The sequence below is a fragment of the Pseudomonas sp. SORT22 genome (assembly GCF_018417635.1).
Lineage (GTDB): Bacteria > Pseudomonadota > Gammaproteobacteria > Pseudomonadales > Pseudomonadaceae > Aquipseudomonas.
Genome location: NZ_CP071007.1, coordinates 1,689,860 through 1,709,668 on the forward strand (window position 1 = coordinate 1,689,860; position 19,809 = coordinate 1,709,668).

Consider the following 19,809-nt stretch of genomic DNA (forward strand, 5'->3'; position numbering starts at 1 on the left):
CCATGATCCCTTATGGTCGCCAGGACATCAGCCAGGCTGATATCGACGCTGTCGTCAGCGTCCTGCAGTCCGACTTTCTCACTCAGGGCCCAATGGTGCCGGAGTTCGAGCAGCGGGTTGCACAGCATGTAGGCGCGCGTCACGCACTTGCGCTCAATAGTGCAACGTCGGCATTGCATGTTGCCTGCCTGGCCCTGGGGCTGGGGCCTGGTGATCGTTTGTGGACTACCCCGGTTACTTTTGTCGCATCGGCAAACTGCGCCTTGTACTGTGGGGCGCAGGTCGATTTCGTGGACATCGACCCACGCACCTATAACCTCTGCCCACAAGCCCTGGCGCGCAAGTTGGAGCTGGCGGAGCAAGCGGGGACGCTGCCCAAGGTTGTGGTCCCGGTGCATCTTTGTGGTCAGCCCTGCGACATGCAGGCGATCCATGCGTTGGCCGTGCGATACGGATTCAAAGTCATCGAAGATGCCTCGCATGCCATTGGTGGCCAATACCAGGGCGAGTTCATCGGTAACGGCAAGTACAGTGACATTACTGTGTTCAGCTTCCATCCGGTGAAGATCATCACCACCGCCGAAGGCGGTATGGCGGTCACCAACGACGACGCATTGGCACAAAAGATGGCCTTGCTGCGCAGCCATGGCATCACCCGCGACCCGCAACAGATGACCCATGAAGCTGATGGGCCCTGGTACTACCAGCAGATCGATCTGGGTTTCAACTACCGCATGACCGAACTGCAGGCGGCCTTGGGTGTGAGCCAGATGCAGCGCCTCGATCAGTTCATCGCTCGCCGGCATGAACTGGCGGCGCGCTACAATGAACTGCTGGCAGCATTACCGCTGACCCTGCCGTGGCAGCATCCAGACAGTTATTCCGGATTGCACCTGTATGTGATTCGCCTGCAACTGGACAAGATCGACAAGACCCATCGCCAGGTTTTCGAGTCGTTGCGGGAGCAGGGTATCGGAGTCAATCTTCACTACATTCCGGTACATACCCAGCCTTACTACACCGCCATGGGGTTTGCCCGCGGCGATTTCCCTGAAGCTGAAGCCTATTACCGGGACGCCATCAGCATCCCGATGTTCCAGACCATGAGCGAGTCTCAGCAGGACGTGGTCGTCGCTGCACTGACCAAGGCCTTGCAGGCATGAAACTGGCGGTCATTCCCGCCCGTGGCGGCAGCAAGCGTATTGCGCGCAAGAACATCAAGATGTTCTGCGGCAAGCCGATGATCGCCTGGTCGATCGAGGCCGCCCTCAATAGCGGTGTTTTTGACCGGGTGATCGTCTCGACCGACGATCTGGAGATCGCCGAGGTGGCCCGCCAGTCCGGGGCACAGGTGCCATTTATCCGTCCCGCGCTACTGGCTGACGATCACAGCGGCACAGTGCCGGTGATTCAGCATGCCATTGAGTGGTTCGAACAGGACGGGCAGCAGATCGATTACCTGTGCTGCCTTTACGCAACGGCACCCTTTGTAAGGCCCGAGGATTTGCAGGCAGGGCTCGACGCCTTGATCCGTGAACAATGCGATTTTGCCTTTGCCGTTACCCGCTATGCATTTCCTGTCCAGCGGGCAGTACGGATCAACACCCAGGGCCGGATTGAAATGATCTATCCGGAGCAATTCAATACCCGCTCGCAAGATCTACAGGAAACCTTTCATGACGCTGGCCAGTTCTATTGGGGGCGTACGCAGGCCTGGCGGTTGGGCAAGCCCGTGTTTGGGCCCGGCTCGGTACCGGTAGTGCTGCCAGGCCACAGGGTCCAGGATATCGACACGCTTGAAGATTGGGTTCGGGCTGAATGGATGTTCCGGGAAATGAACCGGTAAACCTTGATCCGGCTCAGGAGTCGCGAAAGGGCTTTCAGGGTAAGTTGCCAGGGTTGTTGTGATGCTGCGTAAGATCATTGAGGTAGGCGGGTGGATCGATTGAAAGTTGTGTTCCGTGCAGACGCCTCCGTCGAGATTGGCATCGGGCATGTCATGCGCTGCCTGACCCTGGCCGATGAGCTGACCGCACAGGGCGCGCACTGTCACTTCATTTGCCGGGCGCATACCGGGAATCTGATCGAGCAGATCAGGTCCCGCGGCTATCAGGTCCATCCGCTGCAAGTGGTGACCGGCATTGCCGGCAATCCGGGGGCGGACCGCGGAATCTACGGTTATTGGCTGGGGGCCAGCCAGGCAGAGGATGCGGCTGCGTGTGCTGCGCTGCTTGAAAGCATCAGGCCGGACTGGCTGGTTGTTGATCATTACGCTCTGGACCAGCAATGGGAGGGCAGTATTGCGGGGTTGTCCCGCAAGTTGATGGTCATAGACGACCTAGCCGATCGAGCCCATCAGTGCGACCTGTTGCTTGATCAGTCGTTGGGACGTTCGCCTCAGGATTATTGCCGATGGGTGCCTGCGCACTGCAGGTTACTGTGCGGTGTACAGCATGCATTGCTGCGACCGGATTTTTCCGCGTTGCGGGGCGATAGCCTGCAGCGCCGGGCGGCATTTGCCCTCAGGAACGTGTTGATCACCATGGGTGGCGTCGATAAGGACAACGTCACGGGACGCATTTTATCGGTCCTGGAAACGCTTTCCCTGGCCACTATCTCCCGGGTAACCGTAGTGATGGGGGCTACCGCGCCCTGGCTCGAAGAGGTTCGTGCCCAAGCCCGGACCCTGCCATTCAGCACCGAGGTCAAGACCAATGTCAGCAACATGGCAGAGCTGATGGCTGCCTCTGACCTTGCTATCGGTGCGGCCGGTGCAACCTCATGGGAGCGTTGCTGCCTGGGTTTGCCGACGCTGATGGTTGTGCTGGCGGAAAACCAGGTATTTGCCGCCCGACAACTGGCAGCTACCGGCGCCGTGCTGACGCTGGCGCTGGATGAGACTTTGGGCCGCGACCTTGCCCGGTATCTGGAACAGGCGAGTGGGGATCCGTCCATGTTGGAACAAATGAGCCAGCAGGCACGAAAGATTGTCGACGGCTCCGGCTGCCGGGTCGTCGCGCAGGTTATGGCTGAATCGGAAAAGGATTGAACACGTGCAGGCATTTGGAAAACTGCGAAATATCGAGGCTGACGAAGTCGGCCTGATGCTTGAGTGGCGAAACGCACCCGCCGTGCGGGCCAACATGTACACCCGGCATGTAATCAGCGAGCAGGAACACCTGGCATGGTGGCAACGCCTGCAGCAGCGCCAGGACCAGCAGTACTTCATGTACGAGTGGCAGGGGGGGGCTGCGGGGATTGTCGGCTTCACCGACATCGACACCCACAGCGCCAATGCCAGCTGGGCGTTCTATGCCGCCCCGGATGCCGCCAAGGGCACTGGCAGCCGTATGGAGTTTCTCGCGCTGGAGCATGCGTTCAACGTGCTGCAGCTGAACAAGCTCAATTGCGAGGTGCTGGCATTCAACAGTGCCGTCATCAAGCTTCACCAGAAGTTCGCCTTCCAGGTGGAAGGTATTTTTCGCGAGCAGCACCGTGTGGACGACGCGTACGTCGATATATACAGGCTGGCGCTGCTGTCCCGTGAGTGGGATATGCACCGTGATGTCATGCAAGAAAAACTGAATAAATTAATTCGAGGCCAATGATGAATCCGATGATATCCATTGCAGGGCGGGCAATCGGTGCCGCGCATGCGCCTTACATCATTGCCGAGCTGTCTGCCAACCATAATGGCAAGCTCGAAACAGCAATGAGGATCATCGAGGAAGCGAAGAAAGCCGGCGCCGATGCGGTCAAGCTGCAAACCTACACCGCAGATACCATCACGCTGAACAGCGATGCTGAAGAGTTCCGCATTCACGGGGGGCTGTGGGATGGCCGTACCCTGTACGACCTTTATCTGGAGGCGCAGATGCCCTGGGAGTGGCACCAGCCGTTGTTCGAGCATGCCCGCAAACTGGGTATCACCATTTTCAGTTCGCCCTTTGACTTTACTGCCGTCGACTTGCTGGAAAGCCTGAATGCCCCGGCTTACAAGATTGCCTCCTTCGAGGCAATCGACCTGCCATTGATCAAATATGTGGCTGGCACTGGCAAACCCATGATCATTTCTACCGGCATGGCCGATGCCGAAGAGATCAGCGAAGCGATCGAGGCCGCGCGTGAGGGCGGCTGCAAGGAGCTGGCAATTCTTCATTGTGTCAGCGGCTATCCGGCGCCGGCTGCGGAATACAATTTGCGCACCATTCCCGACATGGTTCGCCGTTTTGGTTTGGTCACCGGGCTTTCCGATCACACCCTGGACAACACCACTGCGATTGCCGCCGTTACCTTGGGCGCTTCGATCGTCGAGAAGCATTTCACCCTGGATCGCAAGGGTGGAGGACCGGACGACAGTTTCTCGCTGGAGCCACTGGAGCTCAAGGCGCTGTGTCAGGACAGCAAAACCGCATGGGCGGCACTGGGTGACGTCAACTACGCGCGCAAATCCAGCGAGCAGGGCAATGTGCAGTTCCGTCGCTCGCTCTACTTCGTCAAGTCACTGGCCGCAGGTGATGTGGTTACCGCCGATGCGATCCGCAGCGTCCGTCCAGGGCGTGGTGTTGCGCCGAAATACTTCGATGACGTTGTTGGCAAGCGAGTAAAGACTGCGGTGCTGGAAAACACACCTGTCGATTTTGCCTCTCTCGATGTTGACTGAATAACCCGGTGCACGCTGGGCTCGAACCCGTAGTTCAAGGAGTTGAAAATGGCTGGGAGTACATTGAAGAAGATTGTCGGAAGGGTCTATCCGTTTCGTCGGCTGGCCTTTTTTACCCAGCGCCTGATCACCAGGCCTGGTCACCGCGAAGCGCTTTCCGAGGTGGCCTGCAAGCGACTTCCAGCCAAGTCTTCTTCGAGCCCATTGCCGCAACATGAACTGGGCGAACTGGGCCGCAACGGTTATGTCATGCTCGACGACCTGGTCACCTCCGACCAGGTTGCCCAGATGAAGGAATACTTCCAGGACAAGCAGGCATTCGACCGCTGGAATGCGGCGTCGGGGTTGTTCGATCCCGCGCATCCGCCTGCAGATTGCCATACCGCGCCATTCCTCAATTCCGATATCGCGCAGTCGCCATGGGCGTTGAAATGGGCCAACGACAGTCGCGTGCTGGCGATTGTTGAGAACTGGCTGGGCGCCAAACCGACATTGTCGAACCTCAGCGTGTGGTGGTCTTACCCCGGTCATGACACCCCACAAGAGGCCGAGTGCTTTCACCGCGATGTTGATGACCTGCGTTTCATCAAGTTGTTTATCTACCTTTCAGATGTCGACGAAGGCGCCGGTCCCCACGTCTTCGTGCCGGGCAGTCACAAACATGATGGTTTCAACAAGATCCGACGTTACAGCGATTCAGAAGTGATCGAGGCCTTTGGTCAAGACGGGATCAAGTACTTTACCGGAGAGCAGGGCAGTGCCTTCCTGGAAAACACCTTTGGCCTGCACAAGGGGCAACTGCCGACGCATAAGCCACGGTTGCTGTTTCAGGCGCAGTATTCACTGCATCCCATAGGTATTTACGAATATGCACCGGTAAGCGTCGAGCTGGGTGCGCCCCTGGATAATTATATCAATCGGTTGTACGTCAAATGAAAGGCACGCTGAAGCGCTTGTTCGAAAGCTTTTTCCGACTGTCGTTGGTCAGGGCGCTGGTGCGCGCGATGATTCATGTAGTTGATCTGCTGGGACGGTTCTGGACCTTTGTCAAAATCAGGGCTGTCGCCGATATTCCACGCGGTAGCAACTGTCACTGGAGTGTCGTCCTGAAGTACCCCGAGAACATCAAGTTTCATGGCCGGGTCATGATCAGTCCCGATTGCGTTATCGGGGCAAAATCACCTGTGCACCTGGGGAATGAAGTGCGCCTTTCCCAGGGTGTGCATATTGAAACGGCCTCCCTGGATATCAATGGTCCGTTGCCCTATCAGCATGTCTCGAAGCCGGTCTGTATCGAAGACGGGGTCTGGCTGGGCGCGCATTGCATCGTACTGGCCGGGGTAACCATTGGCCGTAACTCAGTGATTGGTGCCGGCGTCGTGGTCAGCAAAAGTGTCCCGGAAAACTCGATCGTAGTCGGATCGGGATTCAGGTTTATCGAGCGGAAAGAAAGCTACTGACCTATGAATATTGTACTGATAGAAAATAGGTACAAGACCTATTTCTGGGATGCGCTGGCCAAGTGCTTCATTGCTGATGGCCATAATGTCCAGTGGATTGTACAGAACCCGCTTTTTGCACCGGCCCATGGTCAGGCCAGGCTGATCGGCTTTCCCCGAGGGAAGGACTTCAGCCCGCTGGGTGGCGACGATCTGTTCACCCGGACACGTCAGTCAGATCGTTTCGTCAATTATTTTGGCGGTCAGCCTACCCACTACCACTACTACCGGCAGGCCATCTGGCAGGCGCTGGATGACGCCAAGCCGGACCTGGTCATTGGCGAGGCCACGCTGTTTCATGAACTGCTGGCGGTAGAATGGTGCAAGGCTCGCGGAGTAGCCTTTTTTCATCCCTCCATGCCCGGCTATCCGGGAGGGCGCTACAGCATCTACGCCGCAGACAGCAAGGAGGCTATTGGTACGTCCGCGGACTGCCCGGCGGACGAGGACTGTTTTGCCCTGGCTGAAGCTATTCGCAAGCGCGAGAAGGTTCCGGACTACATGCGTCCCGCCCTGCCTTCGGATCCGGGGCGGGTGTTTCCGTTGCACGGTTCCTGGCCCAACCGGCTGACGTTGATCAAAAGCTACCTGGGGGGGGAGCGGTTCAATACGCCTTCACCGGTAAAGAAGTGGTTGCTGGACCGGGCGGTAAAAGCGCGGCTGGCGCGTTGGGCGCAACTCAGTGGCGAGCGCTTCAGCCTGGATGCCGATCAACATTACCTGCTGTACCCAATGCAGATGCAACCCGAATCCAACCTCGACCTGTGGGGACAGGATTTCCGTAACCAGGCCGAGTTGATTGCAGCGTTGGCACGAGCGCTTCCCGCCCACTGGAAACTGCTGGTCAAACTTAACCCCAAGACCAAATATGAACTGGACGATGCCCTGCTTGAACAGATCGTATCCGTGGACAATATCATCCCGGTTCCCTACGAAGTCGCAATGGGTTCCCTGCTCGAGCACGTCAAACTGATCTGTACCGTTACCGGGACTATTGCCGTGGAGGCGGTCTTGTCGCGCAAGCCACTGGTTCAATTCGGTCCAGGCGTGCTTGCCGGCGAGCCAGGATACGTACAGTTGAGTGATGTCGAAGGGATTTCGCAGGTTATTCAGGACGTGGAAAGCGGAACATTCACGCTTGCCGACGATGCGGCCAGAACCCAGTTGGTCCGCAAGCTGTATACCACCACCTTTGCCGGGCTGGTCTCCGACCCTGCATCGTTGCCAGCAGTGCTCGACCAGGACAATGTCCGGCAAATTGCAAACAACCTGGTTCGAGTGGCGGAGCAACACAGATGAAACGCACCTTGGCGTCGCTGTTGGGGTTATGCCTGCCAGCATGTGCCCTGAAGAATATGATCCTGCGCGCCCTGGGCTGGCATATCGGTGCCGGGTGCCGAATCGGTTTTTCCTGGATTCGTGCCGAATCGGTCATGCTCGGCGAACGGGTTTCGGTTGGCCACGGTAACTACCTGGACTGCAAATGCCTGGTCATGCGGCCGGCGGCTTACATTCAGCACTTCAACCTGGTGAAGGGCGACATCTGGGTGTTCCTGTTGCCGAATGCGGCACTTGGCAACATGAACAAAGTGTACCGGGCACGCCGTGGCGTTACCTGGGGTCGGGCAGTGTTGCGGCTTGGGGTCTACTCGAAAATCACCTCGAAACACATCGTCGACTGTACCCGAAGTGTTCGCTTTGGCGATTACTCAACGCTCGCTGGATCGGGCAGCCAGATCTGGACGCATGGATACATGCATGCGCCTTCGGGGCTGGATCGTTTTCGGGTCGATGGTAGCGTGCGTATCGGTGACAACGTCTACATCGGCTCGATGACAGTGGTCAATGCAGCAGTGTCGATCAGCGATGGGGTTACGGTCGGGGCCGCTTCCTGCGTTTCCAAATCGTTGCTCAAGCCAGGGCTGTATGTCGCGCAGCCGCTGCGCTGGATCGCCCTGGATTATGAGCAGGCCATGGTTCGCCATCCCAAAGTCGAAGTCCGGGGATTGGTGGAGCGGGTCTATAACAAGAAGCCGGGGATTTAGCGTTGCTCATCCATGCCAAGCGGCTGCTGGTACAGGCAGGTCTTTTCGGGTTATCGAAATCAGCAGTGTTGTTCGCGCCGTTTCTCGCTGCCTGGACGTTGAGCAATGCCCAGTATGGTGCGGTTGAGTGGTGGCTATCAGTGTCGATGGCGCTGGGGCCGTTGCTTGCACTGGGCATGCATGGCGTCATCGCCTATGGCACCTTGGGTGGACCTTTAGCCAGTGGCGTACAAACTGCCACCGCGTATGTGCTTATCGCCTGCGCGACGGTCATGGCTGCGAGTTGGCTGGCATTTCATCTGGTCACGGAGCCATCGCTGGCTGCTGCCGCGGTTATCGGCTTGCAAAGTGCACTTGTCGTGCTGCAACTGGCAACCTCAGCCCGGCTTAAAGCGTTGGGCAAAGGCGCGGTGGCGTCGATATTCGAGAGTGCCCTGTATCTCACCCTGCTTTTTGGCTTGGCCTCACATTGGCTGGGTGTGGACTTCATGGCCTTCTATGTGCAGGTCATGGCGCTCTGTGGCGTGCTCATGATCGGGGTATTGCTCAAGGTCTCGCAACTGCCCGGGCGTGAGGCGCTGCGTTTGGGTGCGTTGCGTGGAGTATTTCGCCACAGCTACAAGTTCCTGCTGGGAGGGGTGTTGATGGGCGCGTTCATGGGCGGCCCGCGAATAGTGCTCGGGGTACTGGACACAGAAACCACCGTTGCGGCGTTTTCAATTGTATTTCGCTGGCTGTCCATTGCCATTGTCGTGCATCAATTTATCAACACTGTGTTCTTCCGGCGCGTCTATGGCAGCGTGGTCGCATTCAGAAGTACAGCGATCATGGCTTGCGTGACGCTGGTTGCCCTGGCTGCGGCCGTTATAGCGACAGTGCTCTGGTTTGTTCCCGGGGCCGAACTCGGCCTTCCCTGGCCGTTGCCGCAAGATCGCTGGTTGGTAAGTAGCATGGCGCTGGTCATGGTGCTCTGGGCGACCAGCGCAAGCCTTGAAGGCGTTTTGGCCAGTGCGGCACGACCGGGCTTGCAAACCCTGTGTGTCGCCGCGGGGATCAGTGTATTTGTGCTGTTTGTAGGCATTGGTTACCTGTTGCCGACTGTCAGCTTCACTGGGTTGATCACGCTGGCCTGGATCGCCGGATTTCTGATGATCGTGGGCATGCAACTGTATTGGGCAGTGAAACTGGAACTGTTCACCTTCAGGCTGGAGAACATATTGAAAGTGGGTTTGCGATGACGCCGTTGTTGATAAGGCTTGCGGTGTTTCCGCCCTACCGGATTTTTCTCTGGGGTGGCTTGTGCTGTCTGTTGATCTGGTTTTTTGCCCCGATTGACTACCTGTATGAAGCTGGCCCGTCTTCGCTCTTTATCCTCGTGGCCTATGTCTACCTGTTCTTCCTGGCCTTGTTTTTTTCGGCTGGCTTGACCCGGGCGAAAGTTCTGACGCTTGAATGTGATGCGCGCTCCATTGGCCGCCTGGTGTGGCTTGTTTATGGCCTTGGAAGCGTCGGTTTGGTGCTTCGGGTTATCGAACGGATCTTTATCCGGGCCGGCGGCAATATCAGTTCCGATTTTATGGAAAACCGCGAGCTGATTGCCACCGGTGGCTCGGGCAGCATTGCGCTGGTCGGTGCGGTGTTGTCATCATTCTTTCTATTCTTACCCATCTTCATCTGCATGATGCGGGTGGCCGGCGCGCGCCGCTGGTATCACTTTCCGATGTTGTTCTGCTGCCTGTTGTTTGCCGTTTTCGACATGGTCCTGCAGGGCTCCAGAAGTGGACTGGTGGTGTTCATGGCGACTTCGTTGACCGCTGCACTGATGACCGGATATGTCAGGCTTTCCCTGCGCAACCTGTTGCTTGGCCTTGCACTGGCCGTTGCTTTTATCTGGCTGGGGGGCATGGTCTTCTGGATCCGTACCCAGCAAATGGGTCTGGATCCGGTAGCGTCAATGGAGCTTTCCGGTTATGCCCGATTTGCCCCAGCCAGCGCTCAGGTCGTGGAGTATCTGGGGCAGAACGACAGCTCGGGTCTGGCTGGACTGATTTATGCGCTGACCCACTTTTCTCAATACATCACCCACGGGTTGTACGAGTTTTTCTATCTGGCCTCGTTAGTTGATGGCGCCAGTACCTATGGGCTGCAGAGCTTCTACATTCCCGCCAAGATCATCATGTCGGCCCTGGGTAAAGGGGATATCGAGGAGGTGTTGATTGACGGTGTCATTCGCCCGGGTGTCTACACCACGTTGTTCGGGCCCGTGGTCTATGACTTTGGCATCTGGGGTGGGGCTCTGGCATGTCTGATCTTTGCCGTGGTGCTGGGGCTGGTAGCCAGGGCCGTGAGCCGTCAGGGTATCGCCTGGTTGCCGATGTACCTGATTTTTTGTTCGTTCTTGCCGTTCTTTCTGGTCGTCAATCTGTTTGTCAGTGGTATCGGGCAGTACGCAATGATTGCCGCAGTGCTCCTGGGATTGATACTCCGCGTGTTCTATTCAACGTTGTTCAAAGCGTCTGACGCGGTGTAACAGGCAGTCGCGGCAACACATTGATTTTTTGAAAATTTGCGATGGTGATGTAGTGAATATCAGGGTAGCGGTTGTTCATGATTGGCTGGTGACATTCGCAGGTGCAGAGAAGGTGTTGGCTGAAATTATCAGTCTCTGGCCTCAGGCAGATCTGTTCTCTGTGGTGGATTTCTTTTCTGACGCCGAGCGTAAAAAGATCGGTGGCAAAGTTGCCACGACGACCTTCATCCAGCGTCTTCCACAGGCCCGCAAGCGCTATCAACTGTACTTGCCGTTGATGCCACTGGCGATTGAACAACTGGACCTGTCGGGTTATGACCTGATCATCAGCAGCAGCCACGCGGTGGCCAAAGGGGTGATGACCGGCCCTGACCAGTTGCACATCTGTTATTGCCACTCACCGATCCGCTACGCCTGGGACCTGCAGAACCAGTACCTGATCGAGTCCAACAAGAGTGAAGGGCTCAAGGGCTGGCTGGCCCGTTACCTGCTGTTCAAAATTCGCAACTGGGACGCGCGCACGGCCAACAACGTCGAGCATTTCGTCTCCAACAGCAATTACATCGGCCGCCGTATCGGCAAGGTCTACAAACGTGAGGCGACCACCATCTACCCGGGGGTGGATGTTCAGGACTTTGCTTTCACGCCTGACAAGGAAGACTTCTACCTGACCGCTTCGCGCATGGTCCCCTATAAAAAAATGGACCTGATTGTCAGGGCCTTCAGTGCCATGCCCGACAAGAAACTGGTGGTGATCGGCGACGGGCCGCAGTTCGATAAAGTCACGCAGGCTGCCGGACCGAATGTGCAGGTGCTGGGGTATCAGCCTTTCGAGGTCCTGCGTGACCATATGCAGCGGTGTCGGGCATTTGTGTTCGCTGCCGAGGAGGACTTTGGCATCACCCCGGTCGAAGCCCAGGCTTGCGGCACGCCGGTCATTGCCTTCGGTAAGGGCGGTGCCCTCGAAACCGTCGTCGAGGGGAAAACCGGGATGTTTTTCTATGAGCAGACCGAGGCTGCGATTTGTGCCGCCATCAGCCAGTTTGAAAGCGCTGGGGATTTTGATCCGGCAAGCATTCGTGCGCATGCCGAACAATTTGCTCCCGAGATTTTTCGAGAGAGGTTCAAGCGTTTTGTCGATGACAAGTGCCAGACGTTTTTCGCTGGCTGGCGACACCATCAATAACGTGTGATGAAAGCTGGTGCTGTCGGGAGCAGACCAGCAGCCAGTCAACTTCGGGTTGGCTGCATCGATGGCAATCATGGGCAAAGAACCCAGGCGCCATAGGGCAATAACAAGCAACATTTTTATAGGACTTCCGGGGCGCGGCCAAGAGGCCGTCAGGCTCCGGAATGGGGGAGGATGTGTAGGGTATGGAACTGATCAATCGTTATCAGCCCACGTTTTCAGAGCGCTATCCGGTACCGTTCGTTGTAGCGTTGCTGGATATGTTGATTGTTATTGTGGCCTCCTTGCTTGCCCACGATTATCGATTTGCAACGTTTGACATGGCAGGCCGCTACAACACCACGACACTGCTGATCGCGGCGGTTGTTGTCCTGTGTATCACCTTTGGCGGCGGCTATGGATCGCAACGTGGCGTATCCATCTGGCGGCAACTGGGCATTCTTCTGGCGTGCTGGTGTCTTGCTGCGGGAATCTTGTTGTCGCTGTCATTCTTCTTGAAAGTGTCGGGTAATTACTCGCGGATATGGTTTTCTTCGACCTTGATTCTGGGCGCAGTATTCAGCCTGTCGTTTCGCGTGATCGTTTATCTGGTCCTGCGCCAGCTGCGATCTTCGGGGATGAACCTGAAGTCTGTTTTGCTGGTAGACACCGGTGGTGAAACGGCACGGCGCCTGAACCGTACACGCAAGTTGAACGAGTTTGGCTTCAAGGTGGCGACGTCCTTCAACTATCGGGCAGACGAAAGCTGGTTGGCCGAGCTGGTCGAACAAGTTGAAAGGCATGGGGCTCATGAAGTCTGGCTGTGCTTGCCGCTTAGCGAGGGCGGCGGTATTCAGGCGGTAATGTACGCCTTGAGGCATCACACGGTGGCAGTACGCTTCATTCCGGAGTGGGGCGATATCCGCTTGCTCAATCATCGTGTCAGCTACATTGCCGGGCTGTATTCGCTGGACTTGAGCTGCAGTCCGATCGACGGGCCGGCGCAGATCGTCAAGCGCCTGGAAGATCTGGTGGTCGGCGGCCTGATCAGTCTGATGATCCTGCCGGTATGTGCCGTCATCGGCATTGTGGTCAAGCTCAGCTCGCCTGGCCCGATGTTGTTCAAGCAGTACCGCACCGGGATCAATGGGGTGCGCTTCAAGGTGTACAAGTTCCGTTCGATGGTCGTCCACGATGACAAGGATGTAACCCAGGCGACGCGCAACGATATGCGTGTGACCAAAGTGGGCGCGTTCTTGCGGCGCACCAGCCTTGACGAACTGCCACAGTTCTTCAATGTCCTTCAGGGGCGCATGTCTCTGGTCGGGCCACGTCCTCATGCACTGGTACATAACGAGTATTACAAGGACCTGGTCGAGTCTTATATGCAGCGGCACAAAGTCAAGCCGGGTATCACCGGTTGGGCTCAGGTCAGCGGTTTTCGTGGTGAAACCGACACCCTCGAGAAGATGCAGAAGCGGGTGGAGCATGATCTCTGGTACATCGATAACTGGTCGCTGTGGCTGGACCTGAAGATCATTGCCAGCACCGTGTTCAAGGGGTTCATCAACAAAAATGCGTTCTAGAAGGCGGTTTGATGTGAGTGCTGACCATGGGTAGCTACTGGAATGATGACAATCGTTGGCGGTACCTGACAGGCTGGGTGTTGGCACTGGGCTTGTTTGTGCTGATCAGTGGCAAGGTATGGTTGACCTCAGGGAGCGCGCGTAACAGTCAGGTGTATTTCCTCTTGCTGTTGCCGGCCCTGGTGTATGCAATAGCCGCCATCGCAAGCAGAAAAGTGCGCATGCCTGGTTTGTGCTATTGGATCTGGTCGAGCTACCTGGTGTGGGTCGCCTTATCCGGTTTGTGGGCAACCGGTAGTGAGCGTGATGTTCTGGCGCTGGCCAAGCGCGGTGTGTTCATAGCCTTGTTCATGGCTGCGGTTCACATCCTCGTCAATGGGTCGCCCCAGGTCTTTCGCAAGGCGCTCTACGCTGCGGTCATCGTCGTTGCCCTGGGGGCATTGGCTACGTTGTTCTTTCAGTTCTATTGGCTGGACCGCCCCTTGCACTACCGAGCCTTTCGCCTGGATCGCCTGGGCATCGGCGACTTTGCCAACTATCGCTATCCGGTCGCTGCCGGCATGTTTCATGGCGCTATAGCCAGCTGGGCGTTTGCGCTTGCAGTCGATAGAACAACTTCGTTGCGCAAGGCTGTTGCCTGGATGGCGGTGTTTCTGGTGCTTGCAGCTTATGTGCTGTTGACCTACGCGCGTGGCGCGTGGATCGGTTTAGCGGCGAGTTGTCTGGTGGCCATTTTGCTCCAGCGTTCAAAACTTGGGTGGTGGATTCTTGGTGCTGGTCTGCTAGTGTCCCTGGGCGTCGCGGTGATCTGGAAAGATCATGTACTCAACGAATTGTTGACGCGTCGTCTCTCCGGGCGTAGTCCCATCTGGGAGTATTTTTTCTCCAGTATGTCCGGCTCCTGGTTAGTCGGGCACGGGCTTGGTACTCCCTTCGCCTATCATTGGCCAGATGGCAAGACGGTGTCACCTCATGCACACAGTCTGTATTTGCAGCAAGTGTATGACAGCGGCCTGATCGCGCTGGGACTGCTATTGGCGGGGTTGGCCTGTGTATTTAAGAAAGCCTGGAGCATGCGCCGTGATCCGTTGATCTGCCTTACATTGCCCGCGCTGTGTTATGCACTGATCGTCATGCTGACGGATGTCGAGAGGATCTTCACCCGGCCGGGCGATTACTGGACCATAGTCTGGTTGCCATTGGCAGTGCTGCTTGCCGTTACTGATCAGGGCAAAAACCGCGGAAGTTGCACAGGCAAAGAGTGATCGGCCCTCGTTGCTGATGCCTTCACTACATGAAAAAAGTCGCCCATGGGCGACTTTTTTCAAGGTCTCAAGGCGTCAGTATTCAGGCGTCACTGAAGGGTAAAGCTTGACCGCCATTGTCGGTCAGGTACTTGCCAACACTATTGTTGGCGTGACGAAGTACCGAGCCTTCACCGGTAACCCGTACTGAAATGCCACGGGTATTGTCTTCGCTGCAGTGTTCCATCCAGACGGTACGTGAGCCCTGAACACTAAAGTTGATCGAGTGTTCACTCAGGCTGTCTTCGCAATGCACGCCATACCACCAGGAGATCCCCTGGCTAGCGATACTGCCGCCGTCGGCGATGTTCGTGCCAAGCGATTGTCGAATGTCGCAGCCAAGAACTGCCGCCAGGCCGCCGTCGCTCATCGACATGCCATTTTTGCCACTGCGCTGATTGCCATGGGTGTCGATATCCCCGGCATAACGTACTTTAGTGTTGATGGCGATATGTTTAGGTTGCGCGTCATCTTTCTTGCGGGAACTGATGCCATGATCCCGACTGCGATAGATTTCACAGTTGTCGAGAACAACATAGCCGCCTTCGTTGGCGATACCTGAACCCGGGGAATACCAGAACGCGCAGTTCTTGAAGACCGCCTTGGACACCAGGCCAGAGGCATTCAGTACCCACGGCAGGACACCGAGGAACAATATGTTTTCGAAATAGGCTTCACCGCCTTGTACGCGCATTGTAGTAGTGCCGGGCTGGCGATACACAATGCCGAGGATATCTTTCAGTGCGTTGACATTAGTTGCAAGTTTTTTGCTGACATAGAGCGTGCGTTCTTTCTGATCAAAGAACCAGCCTTCCTCGCCAGCCTGTTCCAGGTCGGCGAACTCGCGCAGCGGCTTTGGCCGGGAGTATTCGTCCAGCACATTCGATACAGTAACGGCCCGTGGATCGGAGCCGGCCGGAATCAACGCGCGGTAAAACTTGCCGCCCTGGGCCCAGTCCAGCGCTTTGGGCTCAGGCCCCGGCGCGCGGATGACGGTCAGCTTGCTCAGGTCAAACGGGCCTTGGTTTGGATTGCTGGCGCCAATGAAACTGCGAGCACTGGCACCCGAGCCGTTGTCGATGCGGATCTGGAAAGGATCATGCGCGCCGGCTGCCAGCGACTCGGCATCGGCCGACGGCAGCATGGAAATCTTGTCCATGATCTTGGCCGCGTCTTTACTTACTGTAACGGTTCCATCGGCATTCAGGGCCAGCAAGTCAAACGGCAGCCAGTCCATGCCGGTTGGTGTTTTAAGTGCATTCGACGAACCCGAAACAATAACTTTCGTGGCGATCCCTGCCAGGGCAACCACGCCCAGGCCAACAATAAATTCCCTTCTACGCATTTGACTCCCCCTCACAAAGTGCGCGGGAGTTTACTACATCTGTTGTAGCGGGGCGCGTTTGCACAAGCGTTTGTGCTACAGCTACGCTCGAATACTGTTGAGACTTGTTTGGTAAAACAATCCGCTGTGGACACATTTGCGCCGACTCTCTTGCCGGTCTAGGTTTCGGTAGCAGCCAAGGAAATGCTGCTCTGCAAATTCATAGCCAAGGAGTTTCCCCATGCGCAACACCGTCCTGTCGTACCTCTTTCTGCCACTGTTTACTGCCGTCTCGCTTTCGGCAATGGCGGCGCAACCACAAGTCGAGCCGACGGCCGCCATGGTCACTTTGCCGGTTGCCAAGCTCGATTTGAACCAGGCCGATGCCACAACCCTGCAAACCACCCTGACCGGCATTGGCAAAACCAAAGCCGAAGCCATCGTCGCCTACCGTGATGAGCACGGCGCCTTCACCTCGGTGGATGAACTGCTCGAAATCAAGGGTATTGGCAAGGCACTGCTGGATCGCAATCGGGACAAGCTCACGGTCAATTGATCACCCACAGGGAAGGAGCCGGTCATTGACCGGCTTTTTCTTGGCTGTGCGATGCCTTTGGTCGGCTCGGGTTGATAAAATATTATGATCATAATATTTTTATCTGGCGCACTTGTTCCTCTCTTTCGTCGAGCCTTTGGAGATCACTGTCATGTCGAATTCTTCATTAACCACTACGGCACTGGTCACCGGTGCATCGTCAGGAATCGGTGCTGTCTACGCCGAGCGCCTGGCTGCACGCGGGCACGACCTGCTTCTGGTCGCACGGGACGGCCAACGCCTGCAGGCGCTGGCGAATGAGTTGCAGGCTCGTCATGGCGTAAGTGTCGAAGTGCTGACTGCGGACCTTGTCGAAGCCGCCGACCTTGCCCGGGTCGAGAAGCGTCTGCGTGACGACCACCGCATTGCGGTAGTGGTCAACAATGCTGGCATCGCCCTGCATGGCACCCTGGCGGAGGTTACCGCGCAACAGATCGATGCAGTGGTCGCACTCAACATCGTCGCTGTCACCCGCCTGGCTTCTGCTGCTGCGACACAGTTCGCCAACGCCGGCCGGGGGACCCTCATCAACATCGCTTCAGTCGTGGCCCTGGCGCCGGAAATGTTCAACGCCGTCTATAGCGCGAGCAAGGCCTATGTCCTGAGCCTGACCCAGACGCTGAGCGGTGAGTTGAAAGACAAGGGGATACAGGTTCAGGCTGTACTGCCCGGGGTGACCCGTACGGAAATCTTCGAGCGTTCAGGCCTTGACGTGAACCAGATCGACCCGCAGATGGTGATGGAAGTAGGGGAGATGGTTGACGCGGCACTGAGCGGGCTGGACCAGAACGAGCTGGTAACCATTCCTTCATTGCCGAAAGCGGCGGATTGGCAGGCGTACATCAAGGCGCGGGATGCGCTGGGGCCGAATCTTTCGCGCAGTTCGGCGGCGGCGCGCTACAAGTAACGCCGTGCGTTGCCGGGCCGTGCAGAAGGCTCAGCGATCCTGCGCATCCTTGGCATCCATCTCGGCATTGCGCTCATGCACACGTTTGAGCTGCTCCTCGGTCAAGGGCAGCTTTTTTGCGGTATCGCGCAGCAACATCAGGCCACCGACGATGGAGCCGATTGCGAGCACCAGAATCAACCAGGCATACCAGGGCATGTAATTCTCCTTTTAAACAGCAAATCACACTGCTTCACTAAATTGGAGCCAAAGCATCATTCATTGGTTCAATTATAGGGGCAGGGGTGGGCCGCGGCCATTTCGCGATCATCGGCCCCCCACGGGCCGCCGCTTCGTTTACAATGCGCGCCGTTCAAGACTTGCCAAGAGACCCGCCCATGTCCGCCTGCCAGACGCCCATCATCGTCGCCCTGGATTTCCCTACCCGTGACGCCGCCCTGAAGCTGGCCGATCAGCTCGATCCTGCCCTGTGCCGGGTCAAGGTCGGCAAGGAGCTGTTCACCAGCAGCGCATCGGGCATTGTCGAAACCCTGGTCGAGAAGGGCTTCGAAGTGTTCCTCGACCTGAAGTTCCACGACATTCCCAACACCACCGCCATGGCCGTCAAGGCCGCCGCGGAGATGGGCGTGTGGATGGTCAACGTGCACTGCTCCGGTGGTCTGCGCATGATGTCGGCCTGCCGTGAGGTGCTGGCCCAGCGCAGCGGCCCGCAGCCGCTGCTGATCGGCGTGACGGTGCTGACCAGCATGGAGCGCGAAGACCTGGCCGGTATTGGCCTGGACATCGAGCCGCAGGAGCAGGTGCTACGCCTGGCGGCCCTGGCCGAGAAGGCCGGCATGGACGGCCTGGTGTGCTCTGCGCTGGAAGCGCCGGCACTGAAGGCTGCGCACCCGTCACTGCAACTGGTGACCCCGGGCATTCGCCCGGCCGGCAGCGCCCAGGACGACCAGCGCCGCATCCTGACCCCGCGCCAGGCCCTGGATGCCGGCTCCGACTACCTGGTGATCGGTCGCCCGATCAGCCAGGCCGCCGACCCTGCCCAGGCGCTGGCAGCAGTGGTCGCCGAGATCAGGGCTTAAGCACCAGCTTGCCGAAATTTTCCCCGCTGAACAGCTTCAACAGTGTCTCGGGGAAGGTTTCCAGGCCTTCGACCACATCCTCCTTGCTCTTCACCTTGCCGGTTGCCAGCCAGCCGGCGATCTCCTGTGCCGCCTTACCGTAGTTGGCGGCATGGTCCATGACCACGAAGCCTTCCATGCGTGCACGGTTGACCAACAGTGACAGGTAGTTGGCCGGGCCCTTGACCGCCTGCTTGTTGTTGTACTGGCTGATGGCGCCACAGATGATCACTCGCGCCTTGAAGTTCAGACGGCTGAGCACGGCATCGAGAATCTCGCCGCCGACGTTGTCGAAAAACACATCGACGCCTTTCGGGCATTCGCGCTTGAGGCCTTCCAGAACGTCCTCTGCCTTGTAGTCGATGACCCCGTCAAAGCCCAGTTCATCTTTAAGGTACTGGCACTTTTCGCTGCCGCCGGCGATACCCACTACACGACAGCCCTTGAGCCTGGCGATCTGCCCGGCAATGCTGCCGACCGCGCCCGCAGCACCGGAAATCACCACGGTATCGCCTTCTTTCGGGGTGCCGACGTCGAGCAGGGCGAAGTAGGCGGTCATGCCGGTCATGCCCAGCGCGGACAGGTAGCGCGGCAGCGGCGCCAGTTTCGGATCGATCTTGTAGAAGCCCTGGGGCTCGCCGACAAAATAGTCCTGGATACCCAGTGCGCCGTTGACGTGATCGCCGACGGCGTAGCCCGGGTGTTTCGAGGCAATCACCTCGCCGACGCCCAGGGCGCGCATCACCTGACCCAGGGCCACTGGCGGGATATACGACTTGCCTTCGTTCATCCAGCCGCGCATGGCCGGGTCCAGGGATAGATACAGGTTTTTTACCAGGATCTGGCCTTCGCCAGGTTCGGCCACCGGCACCTGTTCGTAGCTGAAGTCGTCGCGGGTCACGGCGCCGGTCGGGCGTTTGGCGAGCAGGAAGCGGCGGTTGGTCTGGGCAGTCATGGCAAGGCTCTCGATTGAAGGGCAATGCTTGTTGATAGACCTTGTTTGGCCAGGCGGCAAGGTTTACCCGCCTGGCGAATGCACGGTAATCCACTGCGCTGATTGATACTGGGGA

General features: G+C 57.5%; 20 protein-coding genes. 17 read left to right on the forward strand and 3 right to left on the reverse strand.

From position 1 onward, the window contains the following. Positions 1-2: 2 nt before the first annotated feature. The 14 genes from pseC (at position 3) to JYG36_RS07980 (ending at position 14,756) form a co-directional block, all read left to right on the forward strand. Entirely contained in the window at positions 3-1,163 is a 1,161-nt protein-coding gene (gene pseC, locus JYG36_RS07915) for a UDP-4-amino-4,6-dideoxy-N-acetyl-beta-L-altrosamine transaminase (protein WP_045195345.1), read from the forward strand. Next, complete coding sequence (gene pseF, locus JYG36_RS07920; RefSeq protein WP_093380444.1) at positions 1,160-1,846, forward strand: pseudaminic acid cytidylyltransferase; 687 nt, start codon at positions 1,160-1,162, stop codon at positions 1,844-1,846. The genes pseC and pseF overlap by 4 nt, the downstream gene beginning before the upstream one ends. A 108-nt stretch (positions 1,847-1,954) precedes the next feature. Beyond that, positions 1,955-3,049: a UDP-2,4-diacetamido-2,4,6-trideoxy-beta-L-altropyranose hydrolase gene (gene pseG / locus JYG36_RS07925; protein ID WP_249744435.1), complete on the forward strand. Its 1,095-nt coding sequence runs from the start codon at positions 1,955-1,957 to the stop codon at positions 3,047-3,049. 4 nt (positions 3,050-3,053) lie between these two features. Beyond that, the gene (pseH, locus tag JYG36_RS07930) at positions 3,054-3,608 is read left to right on the forward strand and encodes a UDP-4-amino-4,6-dideoxy-N-acetyl-beta-L-altrosamine N-acetyltransferase (RefSeq protein ID WP_249744406.1); all 555 of its coding nucleotides are present in this window, start codon (positions 3,054-3,056) and stop codon (positions 3,606-3,608) included. Then, positions 3,605-4,663: a pseudaminic acid synthase gene (gene pseI / locus JYG36_RS07935; protein ID WP_249744407.1), complete on the forward strand. Its 1,059-nt coding sequence runs from the start codon at positions 3,605-3,607 to the stop codon at positions 4,661-4,663. Before pseH ends, pseI begins: the two co-directional genes overlap by 4 nt. A 48-nt stretch (positions 4,664-4,711) precedes the next feature. Continuing rightward, complete coding sequence (locus tag JYG36_RS07940; protein ID WP_213603520.1) at positions 4,712-5,599, forward strand: phytanoyl-CoA dioxygenase family protein; 888 nt, start codon at positions 4,712-4,714, stop codon at positions 5,597-5,599. Continuing rightward, a complete protein-coding gene (locus tag JYG36_RS07945) occupies positions 5,596-6,123 on the forward strand; it encodes an acyltransferase (protein ID WP_249744408.1) in 528 nt (175 codons plus the stop codon). The genes JYG36_RS07940 and JYG36_RS07945 overlap by 4 nt, the downstream gene beginning before the upstream one ends. Positions 6,124-6,126: 3 nt before the next feature. Continuing rightward, entirely contained in the window at positions 6,127-7,461 is a 1,335-nt protein-coding gene (locus JYG36_RS07950; RefSeq protein WP_213603521.1) for a capsular polysaccharide export protein, LipB/KpsS family, read from the forward strand. Next, complete coding sequence (locus JYG36_RS07955) at positions 7,458-8,207, forward strand: acyltransferase (protein WP_213603523.1); 750 nt, start codon at positions 7,458-7,460, stop codon at positions 8,205-8,207. Before JYG36_RS07950 ends, JYG36_RS07955 begins: the two co-directional genes overlap by 4 nt. 2 nt (positions 8,208-8,209) lie before the next feature. Beyond that, complete coding sequence (locus tag JYG36_RS07960; protein ID WP_213603525.1) at positions 8,210-9,445, forward strand: hypothetical protein; 1,236 nt, start codon at positions 8,210-8,212, stop codon at positions 9,443-9,445. Beyond that, positions 9,442-10,737, forward strand: coding sequence for a hypothetical protein (locus tag JYG36_RS07965; RefSeq protein WP_213603527.1), 1,296 nt, complete (start codon positions 9,442-9,444; stop codon positions 10,735-10,737). Before JYG36_RS07960 ends, JYG36_RS07965 begins: the two co-directional genes overlap by 4 nt. Positions 10,738-10,795: 58 nt before the next feature. Beyond that, complete coding sequence (locus JYG36_RS07970) at positions 10,796-11,923, forward strand: glycosyltransferase family 4 protein (protein WP_045195753.1); 1,128 nt, start codon at positions 10,796-10,798, stop codon at positions 11,921-11,923. 194 nt (positions 11,924-12,117) lie between these two features. Further along, positions 12,118-13,491, forward strand: coding sequence for an undecaprenyl-phosphate glucose phosphotransferase (locus tag JYG36_RS07975; protein WP_082075420.1), 1,374 nt, complete (start codon positions 12,118-12,120; stop codon positions 13,489-13,491). 26 nt (positions 13,492-13,517) lie between these two features. Next, complete coding sequence (locus JYG36_RS07980) at positions 13,518-14,756, forward strand: O-antigen ligase family protein (protein WP_213603529.1); 1,239 nt, start codon at positions 13,518-13,520, stop codon at positions 14,754-14,756. Between the two features lie 82 nt (positions 14,757-14,838). Here JYG36_RS07980 and JYG36_RS07985 read toward each other — a convergent pair whose 3' ends face one another. Beyond that, positions 14,839-16,140, reverse strand: a complete 1,302-nt coding sequence (locus JYG36_RS07985) for a hypothetical protein (protein ID WP_213603531.1) — start codon at positions 16,138-16,140, stop codon at positions 14,839-14,841. 220 nt (positions 16,141-16,360) lie between these two features. On the opposite strand from JYG36_RS07985, the gene JYG36_RS07990 reads away from it, so the two are divergent. Together JYG36_RS07990 and JYG36_RS07995 are read left to right on the forward strand one after the other, a co-directional pair. Continuing rightward, positions 16,361-16,675: a ComEA family DNA-binding protein gene (locus JYG36_RS07990; protein WP_045195325.1), complete on the forward strand. Its 315-nt coding sequence runs from the start codon at positions 16,361-16,363 to the stop codon at positions 16,673-16,675. Between the two features lie 151 nt (positions 16,676-16,826). After that, positions 16,827-17,621 carry an SDR family NAD(P)-dependent oxidoreductase gene (locus JYG36_RS07995; protein ID WP_213603533.1) on the forward strand — a complete coding sequence of 265 codons (795 nt, stop codon included), beginning with the start codon at positions 16,827-16,829 and terminating at the stop codon, positions 17,619-17,621. Between the two features lie 30 nt (positions 17,622-17,651). Here JYG36_RS07995 and JYG36_RS08000 read toward each other — a convergent pair whose 3' ends face one another. Beyond that, positions 17,652-17,819 carry a DUF2897 family protein gene (locus JYG36_RS08000; protein WP_010224101.1) on the reverse strand — a complete coding sequence of 56 codons (168 nt, stop codon included), beginning with the start codon at positions 17,817-17,819 and terminating at the stop codon, positions 17,652-17,654. A gap of 179 nt (positions 17,820-17,998) precedes the next feature. Here JYG36_RS08000 and pyrF point away from each other — a divergent pair, with 179 nt between their 5' ends. After that, positions 17,999-18,700, forward strand: a complete 702-nt coding sequence (pyrF, locus tag JYG36_RS08005) for an orotidine-5'-phosphate decarboxylase (protein ID WP_038994059.1) — start codon at positions 17,999-18,001, stop codon at positions 18,698-18,700. Here the strand turns inward: pyrF and JYG36_RS08010 are convergent. Then, entirely contained in the window at positions 18,690-19,694 is a 1,005-nt protein-coding gene (locus JYG36_RS08010) for an NADP-dependent oxidoreductase (RefSeq protein ID WP_195884787.1), read from the reverse strand. The genes pyrF and JYG36_RS08010 overlap by 11 nt on opposite strands. Positions 19,695-19,809 lie beyond the last annotated feature (115 nt).